Origin of the sequence: Kitasatospora sp. NPDC101235 (assembly GCF_044767505.1) — a bacterium.
Lineage (GTDB): Bacteria > Actinomycetota > Actinomycetes > Streptomycetales > Streptomycetaceae > Kitasatospora.
In genome coordinates this window covers 86326-108137 of the sequence record NZ_JBIWNZ010000030.1, presented here as the reverse complement: position 1 = coordinate 108137, position 21812 = coordinate 86326, and the positions used below count along the sequence as shown (strand labels likewise).

Genomic DNA, 21812 nt, shown 5'->3' with positions numbered 1-21812 from the left:
CCGAGGCCGGGGATGTCAACATATCTGGCGTTGACTTTTGGCACGCTGTTGAGTTCTCAAGGAACGGACGCTTCCTTCGGACCGCCTTCCAGCGGGCCCTCCGGGCTTCGTTCTTTCGTGTTTCCAGCTTATCAGACGCTTTCCACTCCGTTTTCCGGAGTTTCATTCATCGGATTCGCTTTCCGCTTTGCTGCCCCGGTCTCCCGCGGCGACTCCGGAACTGTACGGGGAGGGGCCCGCCACATGCAAATCGTCCCGCCCTGCGGTCGCAGGGCGGGACGATCCGTTGTTCGAGCACCGTCAGGCGCGGCCCATCTCCTCGGCGATGGCCGCCGCGAAGGCGTCGATGTCGGCCTCCGTGGTGTCGAAGGAACACATCCAGCGGACCTCGCCGGTGTGCTCATTCCAGAAGTAGAAGCGGTAGCGCTTCTGGAGCCGCTCGCTCACCTCGCGCGGGAGGATCGCGAACACCGCGTTCGCCTGGACCGGGCGGACCACCTCGACGCCGTCGATCTCCCGGACTGCGGCCTCCAGGCGGCTGGCCATCGCGTTGGCGTGGCCGGCGTTGCGCAGGTAGAGGTCACCGGAGAGCAGCGCCTCGAACTGGACCGAGACGAAGCGCATCTTCGAGGCGAGCTGCATCGAGGTCTTGCGCAGGTACTTGATGTTGCGCACCCGCTCCGGGTTGAGCACCACCACGACCTCGCCGAACAGCAGGCCGTTCTTCGTCCCGCCGAAGGAGAGCACGTCGACGCCCACGTCGGTGGTGAAGGCGCGCAGCGGCTGGCCGAGCGAGGCGGCGGCGTTGGCCAGGCGGGAGCCGTCCACGTGGACGAGCATGCCCAGCTGATGGGCGTGCTCGGTGATCGCGCGGATCTCGTCGGCGGTGTAGAGGGTGCCGAGCTCGGTGCTCTGGGTGATGGAGACCGCGAGCGGCTGCGCGCGGTGCTCGTCACCGAAGCCCCAGGCCTGCTGGTCGAGCAGTTCGGGCGTGAGCTTGCCGTCCGGGGTCGGGATGGTGAGCAGCTTGATGCCGCCCATCTTCTCCGGCGCGCCGCCCTCGTCCACGTGGATGTGGGCCGTCTCGGCGCAGACCACCGCGCCCCAGCGCGGGAGCAGCGACTGGAGGGCGACCACGTTGGCGCCGGTGCCGTTGAAGACGGGGTAGGCCTCGGCCTTCTCACCGAAGTGGCGGCGGAAGACGTCCTGGAGGTGGGCCGTGTAGTCGTCCTCGCCATAGGCGATCTGGTGACCGCCGTTGGCGACGGCTATCGCGGCGAGGACCTCCGGGTGCACGCCGGCGTAGTTGTCGCTGGCGAAGCCGCGGACGGCGGGGTCGTGCCGCCGTACCGCGTCCGTACGGGTGAGGTCGGTCATCGGGCTGTCAGCCACAGGTGCTGTCCGTTCAGTTCTGCTGCGGGGCGGTCCCAGAGGCCCGCCAGGTGTCCGGCGAGGTCGGCCGTGTCGGTGAAGCCGGTGAACTTCGCCTCCGGCTTCTCGGCCCGCATTTCGGGACTGACCAGCGCCTTGATGACCAGGATCGCAGCCGCCGCGGTGGGCTCGCCGTCCGGGGCCGTGGTCTCCTTCTTGAAGGAGTCGGCCATGGCGAGGGTCCACGCCTCGGTGGCGGCCTTGGCGGCCGCGTAGGCGGCGCCGCCGGCGGTGGGCTTGTGCGCGGCCGCGGCGGAGATCATCGCGTAGCGGCCGGCGGAGCTGCGGACCAGCGCGGGCTGGAAGGCCAGCGAGGTGTGCTGGAGGGTGCGCACGACGGTGTCGTGCAGGAAGTCCCAGTCGTCCAGCCTGGTGTCGAAGAAGGTCTTGCTGCCGCGCCAGCCACCGACCAGGTGGAACAGGCCGTCGACGTGGCCGTGCTCGGACTCCAGGTGGTCGGCCCAGTCGTGGACCTCCTGCGGGTCGAGCAGGTCGATCACCTGGCCGCTGACCTTGGCTCCGCGGACGGCCACCCGGGTGGCGTCCAGGGCGGACTCCAGGCGCTGGGCGTCGATGTCGGCGCCGATCACGGTGGCTCCGTCGGCGGTGAGGCGGCGCAGCACGGCGCGGCCGGCCGGGCCGCTGGCTCCGGCGACGGCGATGACCTTGCCGGCCAGCGGGGCGTTGGTGGAGGTGGTCACGCGGCGGCTCCCTGGATACCGGCGCCGGTGATGCCGGCGGTGGCGGCGATGACGCCGCTCAGCTTCTTGTTGAGGGCCTCGTAGAACATGCTCAGCGGGAACTCGTCCGGGAGCACGGCGTCGCACAGGGCCTTGTTGAGGGCCTTGCCGTCGGTGATGTCGAGCGGCAGGGCCTCGGGGCCCTTCGCCCAGGTGGAGGCCGGGTGCGGGGTGAGGTAGCGGGAGACCAGCTCGTAGGCGGCGATCCAGTGGGCCGACTTCGGCCGGTCGATGCCGTCGCGGTAGAGGGTCTCGATCTCGGCGCAGAGCGCGTTGGTGACCTGCGGGGCGCGCTCCCAGTCGATGGTGAGGCGGTTGTCGCACCAGCGCAGCGCGTCGTGCTTGTGCAGGTAGGCGAAGAGCAGCTGGCCGCCCATGCCGTCGTAGTTGCGCACCCGGTCGCCGGAGACCGGGAAGCGGAACAGGCGGTCGAAGAGGACCGCGTACTGGACGTCGCGGGCGTGCGGGTTGCCCTCGGTCTCCAGCTGCACCGCCTCCTTGAAGGTGGTGAGGTCGCAGCGGAGCTCCTCCAGGCCGTACATCCAGAACGGGCTGCGCTGCTTGATCATGAAGGGGTCGAACGGCAGGTCGCCGTGGCTGTGGGTGCGGTCGTGGATCAGGTCCCACAGGACGAAGGTCTCCTGCGCGCGCTGCTGGTCCTCGAGCAGGCCCTCGGCGTCGGCCGGGATCTCCAGGCCGAGCTGCTGGACGGCGCTGGTGGAGACGGCGCGGAAGCGGGCGGCCTCGCGGTCGCAGAAGATGCCGCCCCAGGTGAAACGTTCCGGCGCCTTGCGCACGGCGACCGTCTCGGGGAAGAGCACGGCGGAGTTGGTGTCGTAGCCGGCGGTGAAGTCCGTGAAGGTGATCGGCACGAACATCGGGTTGTCGAAGCGGGTGCGCTCCAGCTCCGCCAGCCAGTCGGGCCACACGACGCGCAGCAGGACGGCTTCCAGGTTGCGGTTCGGGTTCCCGTTCTGGGTGTACATCGGGAACAGGACCAGGTGCTCCAGCCCGTCCTCGCGCTGGTCGGCGGGCTGGAAGGCGAGCAGCGAGTCCAGGAAGTCGGGCTCGCGGTAGCCGGTGTCGGCCCACTTGGCGAGGTCCGAGTCGACGGCGGCCAGGTAGGCGGCGTCGTGCGGGAAGTTCGGAGCGAGCTCCTGGACGGCGGCGCGGACGGTGGCGACCAGCGGGTCGACCGTGTGCCGCTGGACGGCGGCCAGGTCGATGGAGCCGTCCTTGGACTGGAGCGGGCGCAGCGTCTCGACGGCCTCCTTCAGGCGCTGCCAGGCCGGGAGGCCGGCGAGGGTCGAGACCGGGGCGTCGGCCGCCACAGCGAGCCTTGGCGAAAGATTCTGCATCGTGGACTCACTTCGACAGGAGTTATTTCGACGGGGACACCATAAGTACGAAAGGTTCTTCCGTTCAAGGGGGGTCAGACCGGCAAAACTCCGGCACACCCCCGCTCCCGTGCCGAAACCTTCGGCGGGAGACGGGTTGTCCGGCATGTGGACAGTGATCTGGATGTTCTGGACAGATGCGCCGTTGTGATGCGAACCTCCCCGCATGCTCCCGGCGGTGATCACGGTGGCCGAACGCCACGACAGCCCGTACCGGGTGTCCTCCCGTCGGCACGCCTGCCGTCGTTGTCGCGCGCGCGGCCTCTGCTGCCGCTGTCGCCGCTGCTGTTGACCGGTTGCCGCCGACCAGGCTGCTGCCGGTCCGGCTCGGGGGGCGCCGCGGACGCGGGCCCGTACGCCGACCATGCCGCGTGTGTTCCGGCGCCGCCACCGGGGGGAAGTGACCCGCCGGGATGCGGGCCGTCCGTCGTGCCCTCCCGTGCCCCTCGTTGTTCCCGTCCCGCCCGGTCCTTCCCTGGAGCCCCGTCATGACCCTCCGCAAGCCGTCCGCCGTCCTGCCCATCGCCGCGCTGGTCGCCGCCGCGGCCGTGCTGACCGCCTGCGCGCCACAGGACTCGAAGTCCGACGCCGCCTCCGGTGCCTCGGGCTCGGCCGGGTCGGCCGCGGGCTGCGCGCCGGGGGCACTGGCCACGCGTACCGCCGGAACGCTGACCGTCGGCACCGACAAGCCCGCGTACGACCCGTGGTTCTCCGAGGACAAGCCGGAGAACGGCAAGGGCTTCGAGTCCGCCGTGGCCTACGCGGTCGCGGAGAAGCTCGGCTACCCGAAGGAAAAGGTCAGCTGGGTGGTCGCGCCGTTCAACAAGGCGACCTCGCCGGGCGCCAAGGACTTCGACTTCGACATCAACCAGGTGTCCATCAGCGACGAACGCAAGCAGGCGGTGGACTTCTCCTCCGGCTACTACGACGTACGCCAGACCGTCATCGCACTGAAGAACTCCAAGGCGGCGGGCGCCAGGAGCATCGCCGACCTCAAGGACGCCAAGCTCGGCGCGCAGGTCGGCACCACGAGCCTGGAGACCATCACCGACACCATCAAGCCGAGCACCCAGCCGGCCGTCTTCGACTCCAACGACCTGGCCAAGGCCGCACTGAAGAACGGCCAGATCGAGGCCCTGGTGGTGGACCTGCCGACCGCCTTCTTCATCACCGGCGCCGAGGTCCCGGAGGCCCAGGTGGTCGGCCAGTTCGAGACGGCCGCGAAGGCCGAGCAGTTCGGCCTGGTGCTGGACAAGGGCTCCAAGCTGACCGGCTGCGTCTCCCAGGCGGTGGACGCGCTGCGCACCGACGGCACACTGGCGAAGCTGGAGAAGCAGTGGCTCTCCGACGCCGTCTCGGCACCGGTGCTGAAGTGAGTGCCGACCTGGGCCCCGGGCTGAGCGGGGAGGCGGCGGACACCACGGCGGTGGAGCTTTCCAAGGCACCGGCGGTGCGGATCGGGGCGCCTGCCGCGGAGGACGACTACCGCCCGTCCGAGCGGCGGCTGGCGCACGAGGCGTACCGGCGGGCCCGGGCCCGCCGCTCGGCGCTGATCGCCACCGCGTCGACCCTGACGACGGCGGTCGCGCTCTACCTGCTGGTCGTCAACTCCCCCGGCTGGGAGGTGACTCGGCGGACCTTCTTCAACCTCGACTACGCCCGCCAGGCGCTGCCCGAGGTGCTGAAGGGGCTGCGGCTGAACCTGGAGCTGATGCTCGGCTGCGGGGCGCTGATCCTGCTGTTCGGGCTGCTGCTGGCGGTGCTGCGGACACTGCGCGGGCCGGTCTTCCTGCCGGTGCGGCTGCTCGCCACCGCGTACGTGGACTTCTTCCTCGGGCTGCCGATGATCATCTGCCTGCTGGTGATGATCACCGGGGTGCCGGCACTGCGGCTGACCGGGGTGACCACCGATCCGCTGCTGCTGGGCGGAGCGGCGCTGGTGCTGACGTACTCGGCGTACGTGTCCGAGGTGTTCCGCTCCGGCATCGAGTCGGTGCACCCGAGCCAGCGGGCCGCGGCCCGGTCGCTGGGGCTGACCAACGCGCAGGCGATGCGGTACGTGGTGCTGCCGCAGGCCGTCCGCCGGGTGGTGCCGCCACTGCTCAACAACCTGGTGAGCCTCCAGAAGGACACCGGGCTGGTCTCGATCGGCGGCGCGATCGACGCGGTGTACGCGGCGAAGATCATCGCGGCCCGGTCCTTCAACTTCACGCCGTACCTGGTGGCGGGGCTGGTGTTCATCGTGCTGACCATTCCGCTGACCCGGTTCGCCGACTGGCTGACCACCCGGATGAACCGCCGCCAGCTCCAGGGAGGTGCGGTGTGACGTCGAACGAGGTGCTCCGGCTGGAGTCGGTGCGCAAGACCTTCGGTGGCCAGGTGGTGCTGCGGGACGTGGACCTCGCCGTGGCCGAGCACTCGGTGACGGCGCTGATCGGGGCGTCCGGCTCCGGCAAGTCCACGCTGATGCGCTGCGTCAACCTGCTGGAGGGGATCGACGACGGGGCGATCTTCCTGGACGGCGAGGAGATCACCGATCCGCGCGCGGACGAGGACGCCGTGCGGCGCCGGATCGGTGTGGTGTTCCAGTCGTACAACCTGTTCCCGCACCTGACGGTGCTGGAGAACGTCACGCTCGCACCGCGCCGGGTGCACCGGGTCGCCCGGGCCGAGGCGGAGGCTCGGGCGCTGGAACTGCTCGACCGGCTCGGGCTGGCGGCCAAGGCGAAGGAGTACCCGGACCGGCTCTCCGGCGGGCAGCAGCAGCGGGTCGCCATCGTGCGCGCACTGGCCACCGGGCCGCGGCTGCTGCTCCTGGACGAGATCACCGCGGCGCTCGACCCGGTGCTGGTCGGCGAGGTGCTGTCGGTCGTGCGGGACCTCAAGGAGCAGGGGATGACGATGGTCCTCTCCACCCACGAGATGGGCTTCGCCCGCGAGGTCGCCGACCGGGTCTGCTTCCTGGACGGCGGTGTGGTGCTCGAACAGGGACCTCCCGAGCAGGTGTTCGGCGATCCGCAGGAGGAACGGACCCGGCAGTTCCTCAGCCGGGTGGTCGCCTCGGGGCGGCTTCAGGGCTGACCTCCCTCACCGGCGCGGTGGGTGGCCACGCGCGACCGGGGCGTGCGACCAGGTGCGCAACCAGGGCTTTCGCAACGACGGGCACCACCATGCGCCCCTGTACGCGCCCTGGCCGCACCCGGCCGAGTGCGGTGATCGTGGACCGGACGTCCGTCGCCGCGCACGGGGAATGGCGAACAGACGACAGCTGACGGATAACAGATGACAGCCGACAGATTTCATCATCTGTTCGCTGACCACTGTCCGTTGTCGCCTGTCCGCTGCCGCCCCGGCGCCCCACCGCCCCGGGAGGCCGCCGTTGCACGGACCCGCCCTGGTCAACTGGCTCCTCGCCCTCCTCGCCGCCGGCGTCGGCACCTCCTGCCTGGTCCGGCTGCGCCGCTCCCCCTGCGCCCCGGACGGCGCGCACCGGCCGCTCGCCCGCGAGTCCGACGCCGCCGAGGCCCTGATGGGGCTCGGCATGGCCGCGATGGCCGTCACCGGCACCACCGTCCCGGCCGCCGTCTGGGCCGGACTCTTCGGTCTCCCCGCCGCCGCCTTCCTGTTCGCCGCCGCCCACGCCCCGGCCGGGCGGGCGCACCGGCTGCACCACGCCGTCGGCGCGCTCGCCATGACGTACATGGCCCTCGCCATGACGGTCGCCTCCGGCCACGAGCACCACCAGTCCTCCGCCCTCGGCCTTCCGGTGCTGACCGGGGCGCTCCTCCTCTACTTCGGCGGGTACACCCTCTGGGCCGGCAGCCGACTGCTGCACACTCCGGCGGGCACCCTCGCGGTCGGCACCGCCGGGCTGCCGCAGGCCTGTCGGCTCACCATGGGCATCGGCATGTTCGCCATGCTCCTGACCATGTGACGACCGTTTGCCGTGCAGCGACCGTGCGACCTTCCCACGTCCGGCACCCCAAGACCCCCACCCGGGCGTGGCGTTGGTCACTGGCCGGTCCAAAGCCGTTCCACCGGGCGTCGCCAGCGCATAGGTTGGCAGGGAGCGCGTTGTCGCGTTCCGTGCGTACTCGGGGAGCCCATCGATGCCTGCCCTGATCGGCCTTCTGCTGCTCGGACTGCTGCTCTCGACCGTCGCGCCCCGGCTGCTGGCCCGGGCCCGCTGGGCGGAGCGCGAACCGGTGCTGGCACTGCTGGTGTGGCAGTGCCTGGTGGTGGCCGTGCTGCTCTGCTGCGCGCTGAGCCTGGTGCTGGCGGCCTCCGCCGCCCTGCCGGAGCTGCGCGCGCTGGTGTTCGCGGGCGCACCGCACGGCGTGGAAGCGGCGTACGCCCTCCAGGAGGCCGAGGGCTGGGGCCGGCTGTGCGCCGCGGTGCTGGCTGCGGGTGGGGTGCAGACGGTGCTGGCGCTCACCCGGGAGGTCCGCACGGCCAAGGCGCTGCGTGATCGCCGGCACGCCCAACTGGAGACCCGCGCACCGGAGTTGCCGGACACCATCGAGACCGCCCGGAGCCGCCGGGAACGGCTGGTGGTGCTGGAGAACGTCCGCCCGGAGGCATGGTCGCTGCCCGGGCCGGACTCCCGGTTGGTGGTCACCACCGGCGCCCTCCAGCAACTGACCGACCGGGAGCTGGCGGCCGTGCTGAGCCATGAGCGCGGCCACGTCCGGGCCCGGCACCACTGGCTCCAGCAGTTCTCCCAGGCGCTCGCTTCCGGCTTCCCCGGCGTCGGCGTGTTCAGCGCCTTCCGGGACCAGGTGGCGGAGTTGGTCGAGCTGGCCGCCGACGACCGGGCCGCCCGCCGGCACGGCCGGCACACCACCGCCCTCGCGCTGGCCGAACTCAACCTGGACCGCGGGGTGTTCGGATCCTGCCCGCCCGGTCTGGCACAGTCCCCGAAGCGGGTGGACCGGCTGCTCGCGGGCCGTCCGCGGCTCTCCGTCCCGCACCGGCTGCGACTGACCGTCGCGGCGCTCGCCGCGCCCGCCGTGGTCGTCCTGCTGGCCGCCGCTCCGGGGCTGCACTCGCTGCTCTGAGGCCGGCCCCGCAGCACACTGCGGGCGTTTGCGACCGACCGTCAGTCCCCAGGCGCTCCGCAGCCCGGGCCGAGCCCGTCACCGAGGGTCAGCTCCAGCACCTCGCGGTGGAGTGGCCTGGCCTGCTCGTAGCGCTCCCGGCCGGCCTCGGTGAGGGTGAGCAGGACGCCCCGCCGGTCGCTCTCACACATCGCCCGGGTGACCAGTCCGGCCTTCTCCAGGCGGGCGATCAGCCGGGACAGCGCGCTCTGGCTCAGGTGGACGGTGTGGGCCAGATCGCTCACCCGGACCGCATGCCCGCCGCCGCCCCCGCACTCCTCGACGAGGCGCTCCAGCACCTCGAACTCGCTCATGCCCAGCCCGTACCGATCGCCCAGCTCGCGGTCGAGCATGCAGGCCGCGGCGGCATGCCGGGCCAGCAGCTCGCGCCACTGCGCGACGAGACCGGCCTCCGCCGGGGAGTCGAGTTCAGCCACGCCGCCACCCTAGCACGTGCATCGGCAATTATTGCGTTCACATCTAATTCACTTGCATTGAATGCATGTGCATGTACTGTCCTCCCCATGACCACCGCGACCGCCACACCACCCGACGCCCCGTCAACCAGCGGGCTGCACTGGAATCCCCGCCTCTGGGGCACCCTGATCGTGCTCTGCGCCGCCATGTTCCTGGACGCCCTGGACGTCTCCATGGTGGGCGTCGCCCTCCCGTCCATCGGCTCCGACCTGCACCTGTCCACCGCCACCCTCCAGTGGGTGGTCTCCGGCTACGTGCTCGGCTACGGCGGCCTGCTGCTGCTCGGCGGCCGCGCCGCAGACCTGCTCGGCCGCCGCCGGGTGTTCCTGGTGGCCCTGGGCGTCTTCGCCGCCGCCTCACTGGCCGGCGGCCTGGTCGACGACGGCGGCCTGCTGATCGCGGCCCGCTTCCTCAAGGGCGTCAGCGCCGCCTTCACCGCCCCGGCCGGCCTGTCGATCATCACCACGACCTTCGCGGAGGGCCCGGCCCGCAACCGCGCACTGTCCATCTACACCACCTGCGCTGCCAGCGGCTTCTCGCTCGGCCTGGTGCTCAGCGGCCTGCTCACCGAGGTCGGCTGGCGCTGGACCTTCCTGATGCCCGTCCCGGTCGCGCTGCTCGCCCTGGTCTTCGCCGTCCGGCTGCTCCCCCGGCCGGTCGAGGAGCGCGCCAAGGGCGGCTACGACGTGCTGGGCGCGATCACCGGCACCGCGACCGTGCTGCTGCTGGTCTACACCGTCACCGAGGCCCAGGGCGCCGGCTGGCTGAGCCTGCGCACCCTCGGCTCGCTGCTCGTCGTCGCCGTGCTGGCCGCCGCCTTCCTGCGGGTGGAGAGCCGCACCGCGCACCCGCTGGTCCGGCTCGGCATCTTCCGCAACGGCTCGGTCGCCCGGGCCAACGTGGTCGCCTTCGCGATGACCGGCGCGTACGGCGGCTTCCAGTTCGTGGTCACCCTCTACCTCCAGCACCTGCTCGGCTGGTCCGCCCTGGAGATGGCCCTCGGGCTGCTCCCGGCCGCGGCCCTCATCGCGCTCTCGGCGCCCTTCATGGGCCCGATCGTGGACCGCTTCGGCACCGGGCGGCTGCTGCCGATCGGCCTGGTCTCGCTGGTCGCCGCCTTCGCGCTGTTCCTGCGGCTGGACGAGCACAGCTCGTACCCGGGCCTGGTGCTCCCCTCGATGCTGCTGCTCGGCGTGGGTTTCGCGTTCGCCTTCCCCTCGGTGAACATCGCCGCCACCGACGGCGTGGCCGACGAGGAGCAGGGCCTGGCCTCGGGCCTGGTGAACACCGCCATCCAGGTCGGCACCGCGGTGGTGCTGGCCGGAGCGACCGCGATGATCACGGCCGGCAGCGCGGGCGGCGACAGTCCGCAGGCCCAGCTGGACGGCTACCGGCCGGCGCTGATGTTCGTCACCGCGGTCGCCCTGGTCGGTCTGGTGGTCGCAGCGGCGGGCGCCCTGGTGGACCGACGTCGCAGGACAACTCCCGTACCGGTGCCGGATTATGACTATCCGCCGGCCGGATCGACAGCGGCCCGGACCGAGGTCCTGACCGAGCGCTGACCCTCGGGCCCCGCCCGCGGCCGGCCTCCGGACCGTCGGGCAATGGCGCCGGCTCCACCAAACCCCCGTGTTGGTGGAGCCGGCCGTCTTCGTGGCTGCCGCCCGGGCAGCGCCCACCGGGACGCGATTCCTCGGGAGGCTGTCGGCTCCGCAAGTATATTGGCTCGGAGCCAACGAACGTTCGGAGCAGACACGATGGCACCTCGCGCGGATTCGGTCAATGAGGAGATGCGGCAACGTTCCCGCCGGCGCATCATGCGGGCCACCGTCGAGCTGGTTGACCAGCGCGGTTACGCGGGCACCACACTGACGGACATCGCCGAACGGGCCGGGCTCGCCCGCGGGCTGCTCTCGTACTACTTCGACGGCAAACGGCTGCTCATGCAGTCCGCGACGCACCGGATGATGCACCAGTCGCTGTCCGGCGCGCTGGCGGAACTGGCACCCGACTCCTCCCCCGACGCCCGGCTCGCCCGGGCGATCGACACCGTGCTCGGGCTGGCGATGGACCACCCCCGGGTGATGCGCTCGCACCTGGCACTGATCCTCGACCCGGACACCGGTGCCTTCGTCCAGGACCCGGAGCAGCAGCAGCTCGGCGCCATCCTCCAGGGGCTGCTGCGGGACTGGGGCGCACCCGACCCGGTCGCCGAGCACGCGGTGCTGCGCAGTGCGCTGATGGGCGGCTGCATCGGAGTACTGCTGCCGGGCGCCGAGATCCCGCTGGCGCCGATCCGGGCCGACCTCTTCCGCCGCTACGACCTGGCGTGGGAACTGGGCCACCCGCCGCAGCCGTCCCCGCCTGAACGCGAACGGCCGCCGACCCGCGACTGACGGCGGGTGGGCGGCCTGGTGACCGGCTGCCGGGGGGCCTCGCGAGGGAGGGAGCTCACAGGCCCCGGGCGGCAGCGACTCAGCGTTCCTTCAGGATCGAGGCGAGCAGGTCTATCGTGCGTTCCGGCGTGAGGCTGTCCACGCAGAGCCGCTCCATGACCTGGATGTAGGCGTCGACGTCGTCGCGCTTGTCCAGGTAGAGCGCGCTGGTGAGCTGCTCCAGGTAGACCACGTCCGCGAGGTCCTGCTCCGGGAACCGCAGGATCGTGAACGCCCCGGACTCGCCCGCGTGCGCGCCGAACCGGAACGGCATGACCTGGATGACCACGTTGGCCTGCTCGGCGACGTCGATCAGGTACTGCACCTGACCGCGCATCACCTTGGGCCCGCCGACCGGCCGGCGCAGCGCGGCCTCGTCGATGACCGCCCACAGGCGCGGGCTGGCGCCCTCGGTCAGCAGCTTCTGGCGGCGCAGCCGGAGGCTGACCCGCCGCTCGACCTCCTCATCGCTGATGACCGGCCGACTTTGGCCGAAAACCGCCCGTGCGTACTCCTCGGACTGGAGCAGCCCGGGGATGAACTGCACCTCGTAGGTTCGGATCAGCTGGGCGGCCTCCTCCAGGCCGACGTAGGTCTGGAACCAGCCCGGCAGCACGTCGTTGAAGCTGTGCCACCAGCCGGACTTGTTGGCCTCGCGGACCAGGCCGAGCAGGGCTTCCCGCTCCGTCCCGTCGTCCACGCCGTACAGGCTGAGCAGGTCGGCGACGTCGCGTTCCTTGAAGCTGACGCGGCCGAGTTCCATGCGGCTGATCTTGGACTCGGAAGCCCGGATCGCGTAGCCCGCGTCCTCGCGGGTGATGCCGCGCGCCTCGCGCAGGCGGCGCAGCTGCGAGCCGAGGAGGATCCGGCGGACCATCGAGCCGCCGCCCGGCTGAACTGTGGTCATGCAGTCGAAACCTCCACCTAGGGCAAACAGCGCACAGTCTGCCATCAGTTGAGCGCTCACGGTGCCGATACTGACGGATGTTCCTATCAGTTCTGCACCCCATGCACCAGGATGCACGTGCATCCGGCGCTTGCATATGCCAATAGTGCGACTGCACGTGAATCGACTCTTGCATCTGCAGTGAGCGCACACCACCATGGTGCACGTGCACCTGCACATCCCTGGCAATCCCGCGGGCTCCGCGTCGACCCCACGCGCGACTCCGTGCACCGACCCGACGGCGTCCCCCGCGCCATCGGGCGTTCGAGTGCGCGCGCGCCTGGTCGAGGGGGCGGCCGAGCGGCCGAGCGAGTCGGAGGTGACCGGCATGACCCCGGCGGGTCCAGCCGTGTCCGCCCCCTTATGGGAGGAGCTCTTCATGAGCACCGGTACGGCCTTGGCGGTTGACCCCCACGTGGTCACCTGCACGCTCGCTCCTCGCTTCGAAGCCGTCAGAACCGCGCGCGACTTCGCTCGGACCACGCTCCAGCGCTGGGGCCTGACGGAGCTGTTCGACGACGTCGCGCTGGTGGCCTCGGAACTCGTGACCAACGCGCTCCGGCATGCGATCGGCGCACGGCCCGACCCGTCGGGCGGCGCCCTGGGCGAGTACGACTTTCCCATACAGCCGACCGCGGACGGCCGGCTTCCGATCCGAATAAGCCTCGTGCACCGCGCACCCCAGGTGGTCTGCGCGGTGAGCGATCCGAGCAGCCTCGGCCCGGTCGCCCGGGAGGCCGACTTCGTCGCCGAATCGGGCCGCGGGCTGCACCTGGTGGAGTCGTTCAGCCGCTCCTGGGGCTGGCACCCGCTGGGCAGCGGCAAGGTGGTCTGGGCGATGTTCGAGGCGGAGACGGTCGGCGGCTCCCCGCTGGACGGACACCTCGGACTCGGCGGCCGCTCACCGCTCGACGGCCCCGTCGACGTCGGCGGGCGGCATCGGCGCTCTGCCTAGGACGGGCCCCGCACCCAGCACGGACCCTGCGCCGCACGACGCGCGGCCGGTCGAGGGAAGCCCCCGGGAGGACCACACCCCGGGCCCTTCCACCAGGCCCCGCCGAGGCCTTCCGGCGCCACGGACCCGCGAGCGGCCCAGTGCGGCCGGGCGGATCCGGACCGGAGGAGGCCTCCGGAGAAGAGGTGTCCGGAGAAGAAAGAAGAAAGGGGCCTCCGGAGGAGAGCATCCGGCGCAATGGCATCCGGACGAGAGGCATCCTCAGGAGGCAAAGACAAAGGCCGTCGTGGTGTCGGCACCCACGACGGCCCCCCGATGGTGGAGCACGGCGGCCGGTCAGACCGCCAGGTGGTCGAACTCCCCGTCCTTCGCCCCGAGCAGCAGGGCGGCGATCTCGGCCCGGGTGTAGATGAGGGCCGGACCGTCCGGGAACCGCGAGTTGCGCATCGCCACATCGCCGCCCGGCAGGGCCGCGAACTCGACGCAGTTGCCCTGGGAGTTGCTGTGCCGGCTCTTCTGCCAGACCACCCCCTGGAGATCGGCGGCAGCCATCCCGTTGTAGGTGTCGTACGAGCCGTGCGTGTCCTGCGAGTCGTGCATAGAAATCTCCCGAAGAGCTCCGGAGTTGTCGTCCAGCGCGGCGCCCCCCGGCACCGCCGAACGAACGGACCGGCCCCGTACCGGCCCGGCACAACGCCTCACTTGACGCGATGATAGCCGCAGTGCACGTGCATCAGCACGGGACATTGCAGGTGCACGAGGCCTTTTATCCGCAGCCCCGAACTCTTCACGGGCCCTTCTCCTGACGGTACGTAAACGGACATAGCCGATGGAATCGCCGGGCTCTCGATAACCGGCCGTGAGCACCTCCCCGCTAAATGTTGATCTTCGAATGCCGGGAGTCGCACCCCCGTGACCCTCCGTCAAGCCATCCCCATGCTGTGAGACATCTCACGCGCCACAGATGCAACGCCCGCCCCCTCGAATCACGTCGAGGCAACCACCGGCGACTGCGAGTGGGTTGGGCGAGGAATGTCCGGATTGTAGGCAATACGCCCGGACCGGCTCCGGAGACGCACCGCGTCCACGCGAAACCCGAACGGCAGCCGACTGCAAGCCGGACGAGCAGATGTCCTACGATCTCCGGCATGAGCACCGCAGCCATCCCGGGCGCGCCACTGCCCGTCCGTACCCCAGGCTCCCGTGCGCGGGGGCGCCACCGTCGTCCCGAGCGCCCCGAGATCCCGGCCGGCGCCCCGACCCTGGTGCTCGCCGTGCCCGCGACCGCCGGGCCCGAGTCCCGTTCGGTCGTCGAGGAACTGCTCTCGATCGTCCGCACCGAGCAGAACGGCGTCCAGACCGCGGTCGGCTACCTCGCCGGCGACGGCACCGAGGGCCCCGGCGGCGAGGACCGCACCGTGGCCGAGCTGCTGACCCTGGCCGCCGAGGCCGGACTGCCGACGCCCGTCCTGGTGCCGCTGGTGCCCGGCCCGCACACCTTCCTGACCGAGCTTCACGCGATCGCCGCCGAGTACGGCGCGCCCGTCACCGACCCGCTGGGCCCGCACCCGCTGCTGGCCGAGGCCGTGCACGTCCGACTGTCCGAGGCCGGGCTGGCCCGGGCCGACCGCGCCCGGCTGTTCGCCATCGCGACCGCTGCGGACGGCGTGGTGCTGACCACCGTCGGCGGCGAGGACGCGGCCGCCGCGGCCGGCATCACCGGCGTGCTGCTGGCCGCCCGACTGGCCGTGCCGGTCGTCGCCGCCGCGCTCGACGTGCCCGGCTCGGTGGCCGCGGCCGTCAACCACCTCAAGGACACCGGCTCGCAGCGCCCGGCGCTGGCCCCGCTGGTGATCGGTCCGGAGGCGGACTCCGAGCTGCTCGCCACCGCCGCCGAGGAGACCGGCTGCCCGTCGGCCGCGCCGCTGGGCGCGTACCCGTCGGTCGGCCAGCTGATCGCCTCCACCTACCTGGCCGCACTGCCCACGCCGTCCCCGGAGGACCTGGCGCGGGCCGAGGCGGAGGCGGCGGCCGCCGCCGAGGCCGAGGGGGCCATGGAGGGCACTCGTGGCGCCCACGCGGCCGCCGAGGGGGCCTCGGGGCAGTAGTCGACACCGCGCGCCGGTTCGCGCGCACCGAAGGGTCCGGAACGGCTTGCGTTCCGGACCCTTCGCTTTCCCCTTCTCGCCCCGTGCGTCCCGCACGGGAGCCGAACGGCAACGGTGTGGAATGTCCGTTCTGGTGCTATTTGGAAGGAAATAGGGAGCACCCGCCCGGGCGTGCGAATCGCAGCCGCTCCCCCGTTCGCCCGAGTGCGCCGTTCCGCAATTCGACGCATCGTCACGCCTCTCCTGAGGCGGAGCCAGTTGTGGATTTCCGCAATAGCGTTGCCTACAAATGATCATTTGCGATCATGGTGGGCTGCAATTTTGGCAGTTCCCACTAAACCGTGATGTGCATCACAGCCGTTTGCGGTTTGAACTTAAGTCTGATTAACGTGCTCCCCGTTCGTAACCACACGAACCCGGTTCATCCGCAACGCCGAATCCTGCCGTCGGATGTCCTGGCAGCGCAAAAACGCACCACGGCAGGAGCGGGGGACCCACAGGTAAGTCGCCCCGGACCGGTCTCCGGAACGGTCCAGGGCTAGGGGTGAAGCCGCGCCCACCGCGCGGCCGGGCAACTCCAGCCCGAATCCGACAGCTCACCTCGCAGGCGTGGGAGAGGACCGCGTCTTCATGCTGCCCACCAACGGCACTCGCCCGTCCAGCCGCGCCCACCGCGTGATCGCCGCCCTCGGCGTCGCGGGCGTCGGCCTCACCGTCCCCTGCCTCACCTCCGGCGCCGCCTCCGCCGCCTCCGTCGCCACCTGGGACAAGGTCGCCCAGTGCGAGAGCGGCGGCAACTGGAGCATCAACACCGGCAACGGCTTCTACGGCGGCCTCCAGTTCACCTCCAGCACCTGGTCCGCCTTCGGTGGCGCGACCTTCGCGGCGCGCGCCGACCTGGCCACCAAGGACCAGCAGATCGCCGTCGCCGAGAAGGTCCTCGCCTCGCAGGGCCCCGGCGCCTGGCCGGTGTGCTCCGTCCAGGCGGGCCTCACCAAGGGCGGCGCCGCCGCGTCGGTCGACACCTCGGCGGGCTCCACCGCCGGTTCGTCCGCCGCCAAGCCCGCCCAGCAGAGCGTCAAGCCGGCCGCTCCGGCCGCGAAGCCCACCGCCAAGCCCGCGCAGCCCCAGACCCCGGCCGCCAAGCCCGCCGCGCCCGCCCAGGACGGCGCGCAGGCCCAGGGCGGGGACTACACCGTGGTCGAGGGCGACTGGCTGTCCTCGATCGCCGACCAGCACAACGTGCAGGGTGGCTGGCAGCGGCTGTACGAGCTGAACCGCGGCAGCCTGACCGAGGGCCCGGACACCATCTACCCGGGCCAGCACCTGTCCCTCGGCGGCAACGGCCAGGCCCAGGCCGGCCAGTCCTCCACCGCCGGCTCGGACTTCACCTGGTTCGACCGCTCGCAGAAGTCCGGTCAGTCCGCGAACGGAGGTGCGGTGAACGCCCGGCCGACCGCGCAGACCCAGACCCAGGCGCAGGCGCAGGCCCCGGCCGCCAAGCCGGCCGCCAAGCCCGCTCCGCAGACCCAGACTCCTGCCGCCACCAGCGGCATGGCCGCCGCGGTCTCCTTCGCCGAGTCGAAGGTCGGTCAGGCGTACGTCTACGGCGGCACCGGCAACGGCGGCTGGGACTGCTCCGGTCTGACCCAGGCCGCGCTGCGCGCCGCGGGCATCTCCATCCCGCGCGTCGCCGCCGACCAGGCCGCCGCCAGCACCCACGTCTCGCTGGACAGCCTCCAGCCTGGCGACCTGCTGTTCTGGTCCAACAACGGCAAGGACTCCGGCGTCTACCACGTCGCGATCTACGTCGGTAACGGCAAGTACGTCGAGGCCGCCAACCCGAGCTCGGGCGTCCGCGAGCAGAGCATCGCCAACTGGGCCCCGGACTTCGCCGGCCGGGTCTGAGGACGGCGCAACGGCGGGCGGACAACCGGTGACAGCCGACGGGTAACAGATGACAGATAACAGATTTCAACATCTGTCATCTGTTACCCGTCGGTCGTCATCCGCACGCCGACCACCCACCACCCCCGGGGAGAAGTCTGGTCGCTCCTCCCCGGGGGTTCCGGCGTTCCCGCCGACGGTTCCGCGGTCCCCCTCCGGCGGTTCCGCCATATCCCGTGGTGGATCCCCGCCCCAACGGGCATGCTGCTGCTCTGCACCCGAGGAGGAGTCACATGGCCCAGGTCACCATCACTCTCGACGCGAACCTCGCGATCGACGCGATGATGCTCTCCGGTACCAAGAACCCCCAGGACGCCGTCGAACTGGTCCTGCGCGACTACCTGGCCCGCGGCCGCCGCACCGAGACCCGTACCGGCGAGGCCGCCGACGGACACCGTCTGACCGTCGACCGCCCCACCACCCAGGAGGGCTGACTGCCTGAGGGCCCGCGACGGCCGACCGCACGCACGCCGAACGGGCCCCGGAGAGCAACCGCTCTCCGGGGCCCGTTCGTTCGGCCCTGGCGGCCGGGGCTCAGCGCGCGCAGGCCCCGGTGGACCCGCGCATCACCAGCTCCGGCTGGAACATGAACTCGCCGCGCTGGGCCGCGTTTCCGCCGACCTCCTCCAGCAGCGCGTCCACCGCCGCCGTGGCCATCGCCTCGACCGGCTGGCGGATCGTGGTCAACGGCGGCTCGGTGAAGGCGATCAGCGGCGAGTCGTCGAAGCCGACCACCGACACGTCCTGCGGCACCGACAGCCCGCGCTGCCGCACCGCCCGGATCGCCCCGAGCGCCATCATGTCGCTCCCGCAGACGATCGCCGTGCAGCCCTTGTCGAGCAGCGCGCCGGCCGCCGCGTGCCCGCCCTCCACGCTGAACAGCGTGTGGTGGACGAGGTTCTCGGCCTCCTCCCGGGTGCGTCCGAGCACCTCGCGCATCGCCGCCGTGAAGCCCTCGATCTTACGCAGCACCGGCACGTACCGGCGCTGACCGACGGCCAGCCCGATCCGCTCGTGCCCGAGTTCGGCCAGGTGCTGGACGGCCATCCACATCGCGGCCCGGTCGTCCGGCGAGATGAACGGCGCGTCGATCTTCTCGCTGTAGCCGTTGATCAGCACGAACGGTACCCCGCGCCCGGCCAGCCGGGCGTAGCGGTCGTGGTCGGCAGTGCTGTCGGCGTGCAGCCCGGAGACGAAGACGATGCCCGCCACGCCCCGGTCCACCAGCATCTCCACCAGTTCGTCCTCGGTGGACCCGCCCGGCGTCTGGGTGCACAGCACCGGGGTGTAGCCGTGCCGGCTGAGCACCTGCTCGATCACCTGGGCCAGCGCGGGGAAGATCGGGTTGCTCAGCTCCGGCGTGATCAGTCCGATCAGCCCGGCGCTGCGCTGGCGAAGGCGGGTCGGCCGCTCGTACCCGAGCACGTCGAGCGCCGCCAGCACGGTCTGCCGGGTGGCGGCGGAAACGTTCGCCTTGCCGTTGAGCACGCGGGAGACGGTGGCTTCACTGACCCCCGCCTGCGCCGCGATGTCTGAGAGTCGCGCCGTAGTCACGGTCCCAGAGCCTATTCCAACCACGTCAGACCGCCCACCAGCCGGTGCTGTCCGGAGCGAGCACCGTCTCGCCGCCGTCCACCACGAGGTCCGCCGAGGCCAGCAACAGCGTGCCCGGGGCCGCGATCCGCACCGGCTCGCCGGTGGTGTTCACGGTGCAGACGAAGGCGCCGCGACGGAACGCCAGGGTGCCCTCGGGGCTCTCCAGCCACTCGACGCCGGTGCCTGCGCCGAGGTCGGACTGCGCCCGGCGGACGGCCAGCGCGCTGCGGTAGAGCTCCAGGGTGGACGTCGGGTCGCCGGTCTGCGCCTCGACGCTCAGCTCGGCCCACTCGGCCGGCTGCGGCAGCCAGGACGGCCCGCCGGCCACCGGCCCGAAGCCGTACGGGGCCTCGGTGCCGGACCACGGGATCGGGACGCGGCAGCCGTCGCGGTAGCCGTCCTGACCCGCCTGGCGGAAGAAGGACGGGTCCTGGCGGACCTCGTCGGGCAGGTCGGTGACGTCCGGCAGGCCGAGCTCCTCGCCCTGGTAGACGTACGCCGAGCCGGGCAGCGCGAGCATCAGCAAGGTGGCGGCGCGGGCGCGGCGCAGGCCGAGTTCGCGGTCGCCGGGAGTGCGGATCTGGGTGCCGAGGCCGGGCTCGTTGGCGAACCGGGTGGCGTGCCGGGTGACGTCGTGGTTGGACAGCACCCAGGTGGTGGGGGCGTCGACCGGGCGCATCGAGTCGAGCGAGAGGTCGATCACCTCGCGCAGCGCGGTGGCGTCCCAATCGGTGCCCAGGTACTGGAAGTTGAAGGCCTGGTGCAACTCGTCGGGACGGACGTAGTTGGCGGTGCGCTGGACGGTCGGGGTCCAGGCCTCGGCGACGCCGATCCGCTGCCCCGGGTACTCGTCGAGGATCTTGCGCCAACTGCGGTAGATCTCGTGCACGCCGTCCTGGTCGAAGAACGGCATGACGTCGTTGCCGAGCAGCTTGAGCTGGTCGGCGCCGCCGAGGTCGGGCAGGCCGGGGGCCTTGACCAGGCCGTGGGCGACGTCGATGCGGAAGCCGTCCACGCCCATGTCGAGCCAGAACCGCAGGATCGAGCGGAACTCGTCGGCGACCGCCGGGTTCTCCCAGTTGAAGTCGGGCTGCTCCGGGGCGAACAGGTGCAGGTACCAGTCGCCGGGGGTGCCGTCCGGGTTCTCGGTGCGGGTCCAGGCCGGGCCGCCGAAGATGGACTCCCAGTCGTTGGGCGGCAGTTCGCCCTGCTCGCCCTTGCCGGGGCGGAAGTGGTAGCGGTCGCGCAGCGGGGAGCCAGGGCCCTCGCGCAGGGCGCGCTGGAACCACTCGTGCTGGTCCGAGGAGTGGTTGGGGACGAGGTCGACGATGATCCGCAGGCCCAGGTCGTGGGCGTCCCGGATGAGGGCGTCGGCGTCCAGCAGGGTGCCGAACATCGGGTCCACGGCGCGGTAGTCGGCGACGTCGTAGCCGGCGTCCGCCTGCGGCGAGGCGTAGAACGGCGAGAGCCAGACCGCGTCCACGCCGAGGTCGCGCAGGTAGGGCAGACGGCTACGGATGCCGGGCAGGTCACCCATGCCGTCGCCGTTGGAGTCGGCGAAGCTGCGCGGGTACACCTGGTAGATGACCGCGTCCCGCCACCAGCCTCTGGACGCGCTGACGTTCGCCTCGTGAGCGGTGTCGGCGGCAGGCCGGGAGGTGTCGGCCAGGTTCTGGGTCATGGACGGTATCCCTTGGGGATTAGAGGAGCGGAAGGCTCTGGGACGTGGAGGCGCGTGGCGGCGCGTGACGGCGTGGCGGCGCGTTACGACTTGGAGGCACCGGCGGTCAGGCCGGTGACCAGGTGGCGCTGCACCAGGTAGAAGAAGGCCGCGGACGGGATCGCGATCAGCACCGCGGTCGCGGCCATCAGGTTCCACTGGGCGTCGTGCTCGCTGACGAAGGTCTGGAGGCCCACGGCCAACGTGTACTTGTCGGAGCTGAGCATGAAGGTGGAGGCGAACGGCACCTCGGCCCAGTAGGTGAGGAAGGAGTAGAAGGCCGCCACCGCCAGGCCCGGGCGGGCGAGCGGCAGCACCAGCCGCCAGAAGGTACCGAAGGGGCTGAGCCCGTCGACCCGGCCGGCCTCGTCGATCTCCACCGGAATGGTGTCGAAGTAGCCCTTCAGCAGCCAGGCGCAGTACGGCACGGTGGTGGTCGAGTAGACCAGGATCAGGCCGGTGTAGCTGTCCAGCAGGCCGAGCTCGGAGAGCATCGTGTACATCGGCACGATCAGCACCGCGATCGGGAACATCTGGGTCACCAGCAGCGACCACATCAGCGGCTTGTGCCCGGGGAACTTCATCCGGGAGACGGCGTAGCCGGTGGTGGCGGCGAGCAGCACGCCGAACACGGTGGTGATGCCGGAGACCAGCAGGGCGTTGCCGAACCAGGTGAAGAAGTCGGTGTCGGAGAGCACGTGCTGGTAGTTCGACAGCGTCAGCTTGCCGAAGATCTCGCCGGGGTGGAGGTAGTCGGTCTTGTCCGGGCCGAGCGAGACGAACAGGATCCACGCGACCGGGAACAGCGCGATCAGGCCGGCCAGGATCAGGGTGCCGTGGGACAGCGCCCGGGCCAGCGGGCTGCGCTCGCCGCGGCGGCGGACCTTGGCGGGCCGGGCGGCCGGGGCCGCGGTCGCCGCCGGGACCGGGAGTTCGGTGGTGGTGCTCATCGGGGTTACCTGCC

The 21812-nt window shown here is 71.4% G+C and carries 19 protein-coding genes, 1 pseudogene and 1 riboswitch; of the genes and pseudogenes, 11 read left to right on the top strand and 9 right to left on the bottom strand.

The features are described from left to right. Positions 1-300: 300 nt before the first annotated feature. From ACIRRH_RS35510 to ACIRRH_RS35500, 3 genes are read right to left on the bottom strand one after another with little or no spacing between them, the layout of a single operon-like run. Complete coding sequence (locus ACIRRH_RS35510) at positions 301-1377, bottom strand: threonine aldolase family protein (protein ID WP_403075782.1); 1077 nt, start codon at positions 1375-1377, stop codon at positions 301-303. Further along, a complete protein-coding gene (locus ACIRRH_RS35505; protein ID WP_224280827.1) occupies positions 1374-2132 on the bottom strand; it encodes an SDR family NAD(P)-dependent oxidoreductase in 759 nt (252 codons plus the stop codon). The genes ACIRRH_RS35510 and ACIRRH_RS35505 overlap by 4 nt, the downstream gene beginning before the upstream one ends. Further along, positions 2129-3529, bottom strand: coding sequence for a DUF6421 family protein (locus ACIRRH_RS35500; protein WP_403075766.1), 1401 nt, complete (start codon positions 3527-3529; stop codon positions 2129-2131). The genes ACIRRH_RS35505 and ACIRRH_RS35500 overlap by 4 nt, the downstream gene beginning before the upstream one ends. Before the next feature lie 527 nt (positions 3530-4056). On the opposite strand from ACIRRH_RS35500, the gene ACIRRH_RS35495 reads away from it, so the two are divergent. The 5 genes from ACIRRH_RS35495 to ACIRRH_RS35475 all read left to right on the top strand — a co-directional run bounded on the left by ACIRRH_RS35495 (position 4057) and on the right by ACIRRH_RS35475 (position 8625). Then, the gene (locus ACIRRH_RS35495) at positions 4057-4944 is read left to right on the top strand and encodes an ABC transporter substrate-binding protein (RefSeq protein WP_403075764.1); all 888 of its coding nucleotides are present in this window, start codon (positions 4057-4059) and stop codon (positions 4942-4944) included. 50 nt (positions 4945-4994) lie between these two features. Further along, complete coding sequence (locus tag ACIRRH_RS35490) at positions 4995-5894, top strand: amino acid ABC transporter permease (protein ID WP_403075779.1); 900 nt, start codon at positions 4995-4997, stop codon at positions 5892-5894. Beyond that, on the top strand, positions 5891-6649 hold the full coding sequence (locus ACIRRH_RS35485; protein ID WP_403075761.1) for an amino acid ABC transporter ATP-binding protein: 759 nt from the start codon (positions 5891-5893) through the stop codon (positions 6647-6649). Before ACIRRH_RS35490 ends, ACIRRH_RS35485 begins: the two co-directional genes overlap by 4 nt. A 298-nt stretch (positions 6650-6947) precedes the next feature. Continuing rightward, positions 6948-7502, top strand: a complete 555-nt coding sequence (locus ACIRRH_RS35480) for a DUF5134 domain-containing protein (RefSeq protein WP_403075758.1) — start codon at positions 6948-6950, stop codon at positions 7500-7502. A 175-nt stretch (positions 7503-7677) separates the two neighbouring features. Continuing rightward, entirely contained in the window at positions 7678-8625 is a 948-nt protein-coding gene (locus tag ACIRRH_RS35475; RefSeq protein ID WP_403075755.1) for a M56 family metallopeptidase, read from the top strand. Between the two features lie 41 nt (positions 8626-8666). Here the strand turns inward: ACIRRH_RS35475 and ACIRRH_RS35470 are convergent, their stop codons facing one another. Further along, positions 8667-9101, bottom strand: a complete 435-nt coding sequence (locus ACIRRH_RS35470) for a MarR family winged helix-turn-helix transcriptional regulator (protein WP_403075752.1) — start codon at positions 9099-9101, stop codon at positions 8667-8669. An 87-nt stretch (positions 9102-9188) separates the two neighbouring features. Here ACIRRH_RS35470 and ACIRRH_RS35465 point away from each other — a divergent pair, with 87 nt between their 5' ends. Together ACIRRH_RS35465 and ACIRRH_RS35460 are read left to right on the top strand one after the other, a co-directional pair. Then, positions 9189-10703, top strand: a complete 1515-nt coding sequence (locus ACIRRH_RS35465; protein ID WP_403075749.1) for an MFS transporter — start codon at positions 9189-9191, stop codon at positions 10701-10703. A 228-nt stretch (positions 10704-10931) separates the two neighbouring features. Next, positions 10932-11537, top strand: a complete 606-nt coding sequence (locus ACIRRH_RS35460; RefSeq protein ID WP_403075747.1) for a TetR/AcrR family transcriptional regulator — start codon at positions 10932-10934, stop codon at positions 11535-11537. Positions 11538-11616: 79 nt separating this feature from the next. Here the strand turns inward: ACIRRH_RS35460 and ACIRRH_RS35455 are convergent, their stop codons facing one another. Beyond that, positions 11617-12483, bottom strand: coding sequence for a helix-turn-helix transcriptional regulator (locus ACIRRH_RS35455; protein ID WP_224280835.1), 867 nt, complete (start codon positions 12481-12483; stop codon positions 11617-11619). A 418-nt stretch (positions 12484-12901) separates the two neighbouring features. Between ACIRRH_RS35455 and ACIRRH_RS35450 the strand changes: the two are divergent. Continuing rightward, positions 12902-13366: pseudogene (locus ACIRRH_RS35450) on the top strand (ATP-binding protein); the annotation flags it as partial. A 447-nt stretch (positions 13367-13813) separates the two neighbouring features. Here ACIRRH_RS35450 and ACIRRH_RS35445 read toward each other — a convergent pair. Then, a complete protein-coding gene (locus tag ACIRRH_RS35445) occupies positions 13814-14077 on the bottom strand; it encodes a DUF397 domain-containing protein (protein WP_097235176.1) in 264 nt (87 codons plus the stop codon). A gap of 548 nt (positions 14078-14625) precedes the next feature. On the opposite strand from ACIRRH_RS35445, the gene ACIRRH_RS35440 reads away from it, so the two are divergent. From ACIRRH_RS35440 to ACIRRH_RS35430, 3 genes are all read left to right on the top strand, one after another. Beyond that, entirely contained in the window at positions 14626-15585 is a 960-nt protein-coding gene (locus ACIRRH_RS35440; protein ID WP_403075745.1) for a hypothetical protein, read from the top strand. A 421-nt stretch (positions 15586-16006) separates the two neighbouring features. After that, positions 16007-16208, top strand: a riboswitch (cyclic di-AMP (ydaO/yuaA leader). Next, on the top strand, positions 16195-17493 hold the full coding sequence (locus ACIRRH_RS35435) for a transglycosylase family protein (protein WP_403075742.1): 1299 nt from the start codon (positions 16195-16197) through the stop codon (positions 17491-17493). (Overlaps the previous riboswitch by 14 nt.) Positions 17494-17765: 272 nt before the next feature. Beyond that, positions 17766-17966: a hypothetical protein gene (locus ACIRRH_RS35430; RefSeq protein WP_403075740.1), complete on the top strand. Its 201-nt coding sequence runs from the start codon at positions 17766-17768 to the stop codon at positions 17964-17966. A 100-nt stretch (positions 17967-18066) separates the two neighbouring features. Here the strand turns inward: ACIRRH_RS35430 and ACIRRH_RS35425 are convergent, their stop codons facing one another. The 3 genes from ACIRRH_RS35425 to ACIRRH_RS35415 all read right to left on the bottom strand — a co-directional run bounded on the left by ACIRRH_RS35425 (position 18067) and on the right by ACIRRH_RS35415 (position 21798). After that, on the bottom strand, positions 18067-19086 hold the full coding sequence (locus ACIRRH_RS35425) for a LacI family DNA-binding transcriptional regulator (protein ID WP_403075738.1): 1020 nt from the start codon (positions 19084-19086) through the stop codon (positions 18067-18069). Between the two features lie 25 nt (positions 19087-19111). Next, positions 19112-20809 (bottom strand): glycoside hydrolase family 13 protein, encoded by a 1698-nt coding sequence (locus ACIRRH_RS35420; protein ID WP_403075735.1) that lies wholly within the window; start codon positions 20807-20809, stop codon positions 19112-19114. An 83-nt stretch (positions 20810-20892) separates the two neighbouring features. After that, entirely contained in the window at positions 20893-21798 is a 906-nt protein-coding gene (locus tag ACIRRH_RS35415) for a sugar ABC transporter permease (RefSeq protein WP_403075732.1), read from the bottom strand. Positions 21799-21812: the final 14 nt, after the last annotated feature.

What these genes read in the sequence shown, in the direction of transcription:
- ACIRRH_RS35495 (WP_403075764.1), top strand. Translation starts at nt 4,057, where the DNA reads ATGACCCTCCGCAAGCCGTCCGCCGTCCTGCCCATCGCCGCGCTGGTC.
- ACIRRH_RS35465 (WP_403075749.1), top strand. Translation starts at nt 9,189, where the DNA reads ATGACCACCGCGACCGCCACACCACCCGACGCCCCGTCAACCAGCGGG.
- ACIRRH_RS35475 (WP_403075755.1), top strand. Translation starts at nt 7,678, where the DNA reads ATGCCTGCCCTGATCGGCCTTCTGCTGCTCGGACTGCTGCTCTCGACC.
- ACIRRH_RS35415 (WP_403075732.1), bottom strand. Translation starts at nt 21,798, where the DNA reads ATGAGCACCACCACCGAACTCCCGGTCCCGGCGGCGACCGCGGCCCCG.
- ACIRRH_RS35510 (WP_403075782.1), bottom strand. Translation starts at nt 1,377, where the DNA reads ATGACCGACCTCACCCGTACGGACGCGGTACGGCGGCACGACCCCGCC.
- ACIRRH_RS35430 (WP_403075740.1), top strand. Translation starts at nt 17,766, where the DNA reads ATGGCCCAGGTCACCATCACTCTCGACGCGAACCTCGCGATCGACGCG.
- ACIRRH_RS35440 (WP_403075745.1), top strand. Translation starts at nt 14,626, where the DNA reads ATGAGCACCGCAGCCATCCCGGGCGCGCCACTGCCCGTCCGTACCCCA.
- ACIRRH_RS35420 (WP_403075735.1), bottom strand. Translation starts at nt 20,809, where the DNA reads ATGACCCAGAACCTGGCCGACACCTCCCGGCCTGCCGCCGACACCGCT.
- ACIRRH_RS35500 (WP_403075766.1), bottom strand. Translation starts at nt 3,529, where the DNA reads ATGCAGAATCTTTCGCCAAGGCTCGCTGTGGCGGCCGACGCCCCGGTC.
- ACIRRH_RS35460 (WP_403075747.1), top strand. Translation starts at nt 10,932, where the DNA reads ATGCGGCAACGTTCCCGCCGGCGCATCATGCGGGCCACCGTCGAGCTG.
- ACIRRH_RS35445 (WP_097235176.1), bottom strand. Translation starts at nt 14,077, where the DNA reads ATGCACGACTCGCAGGACACGCACGGCTCGTACGACACCTACAACGGG.
- ACIRRH_RS35455 (WP_224280835.1), bottom strand. Translation starts at nt 12,483, where the DNA reads ATGACCACAGTTCAGCCGGGCGGCGGCTCGATGGTCCGCCGGATCCTC.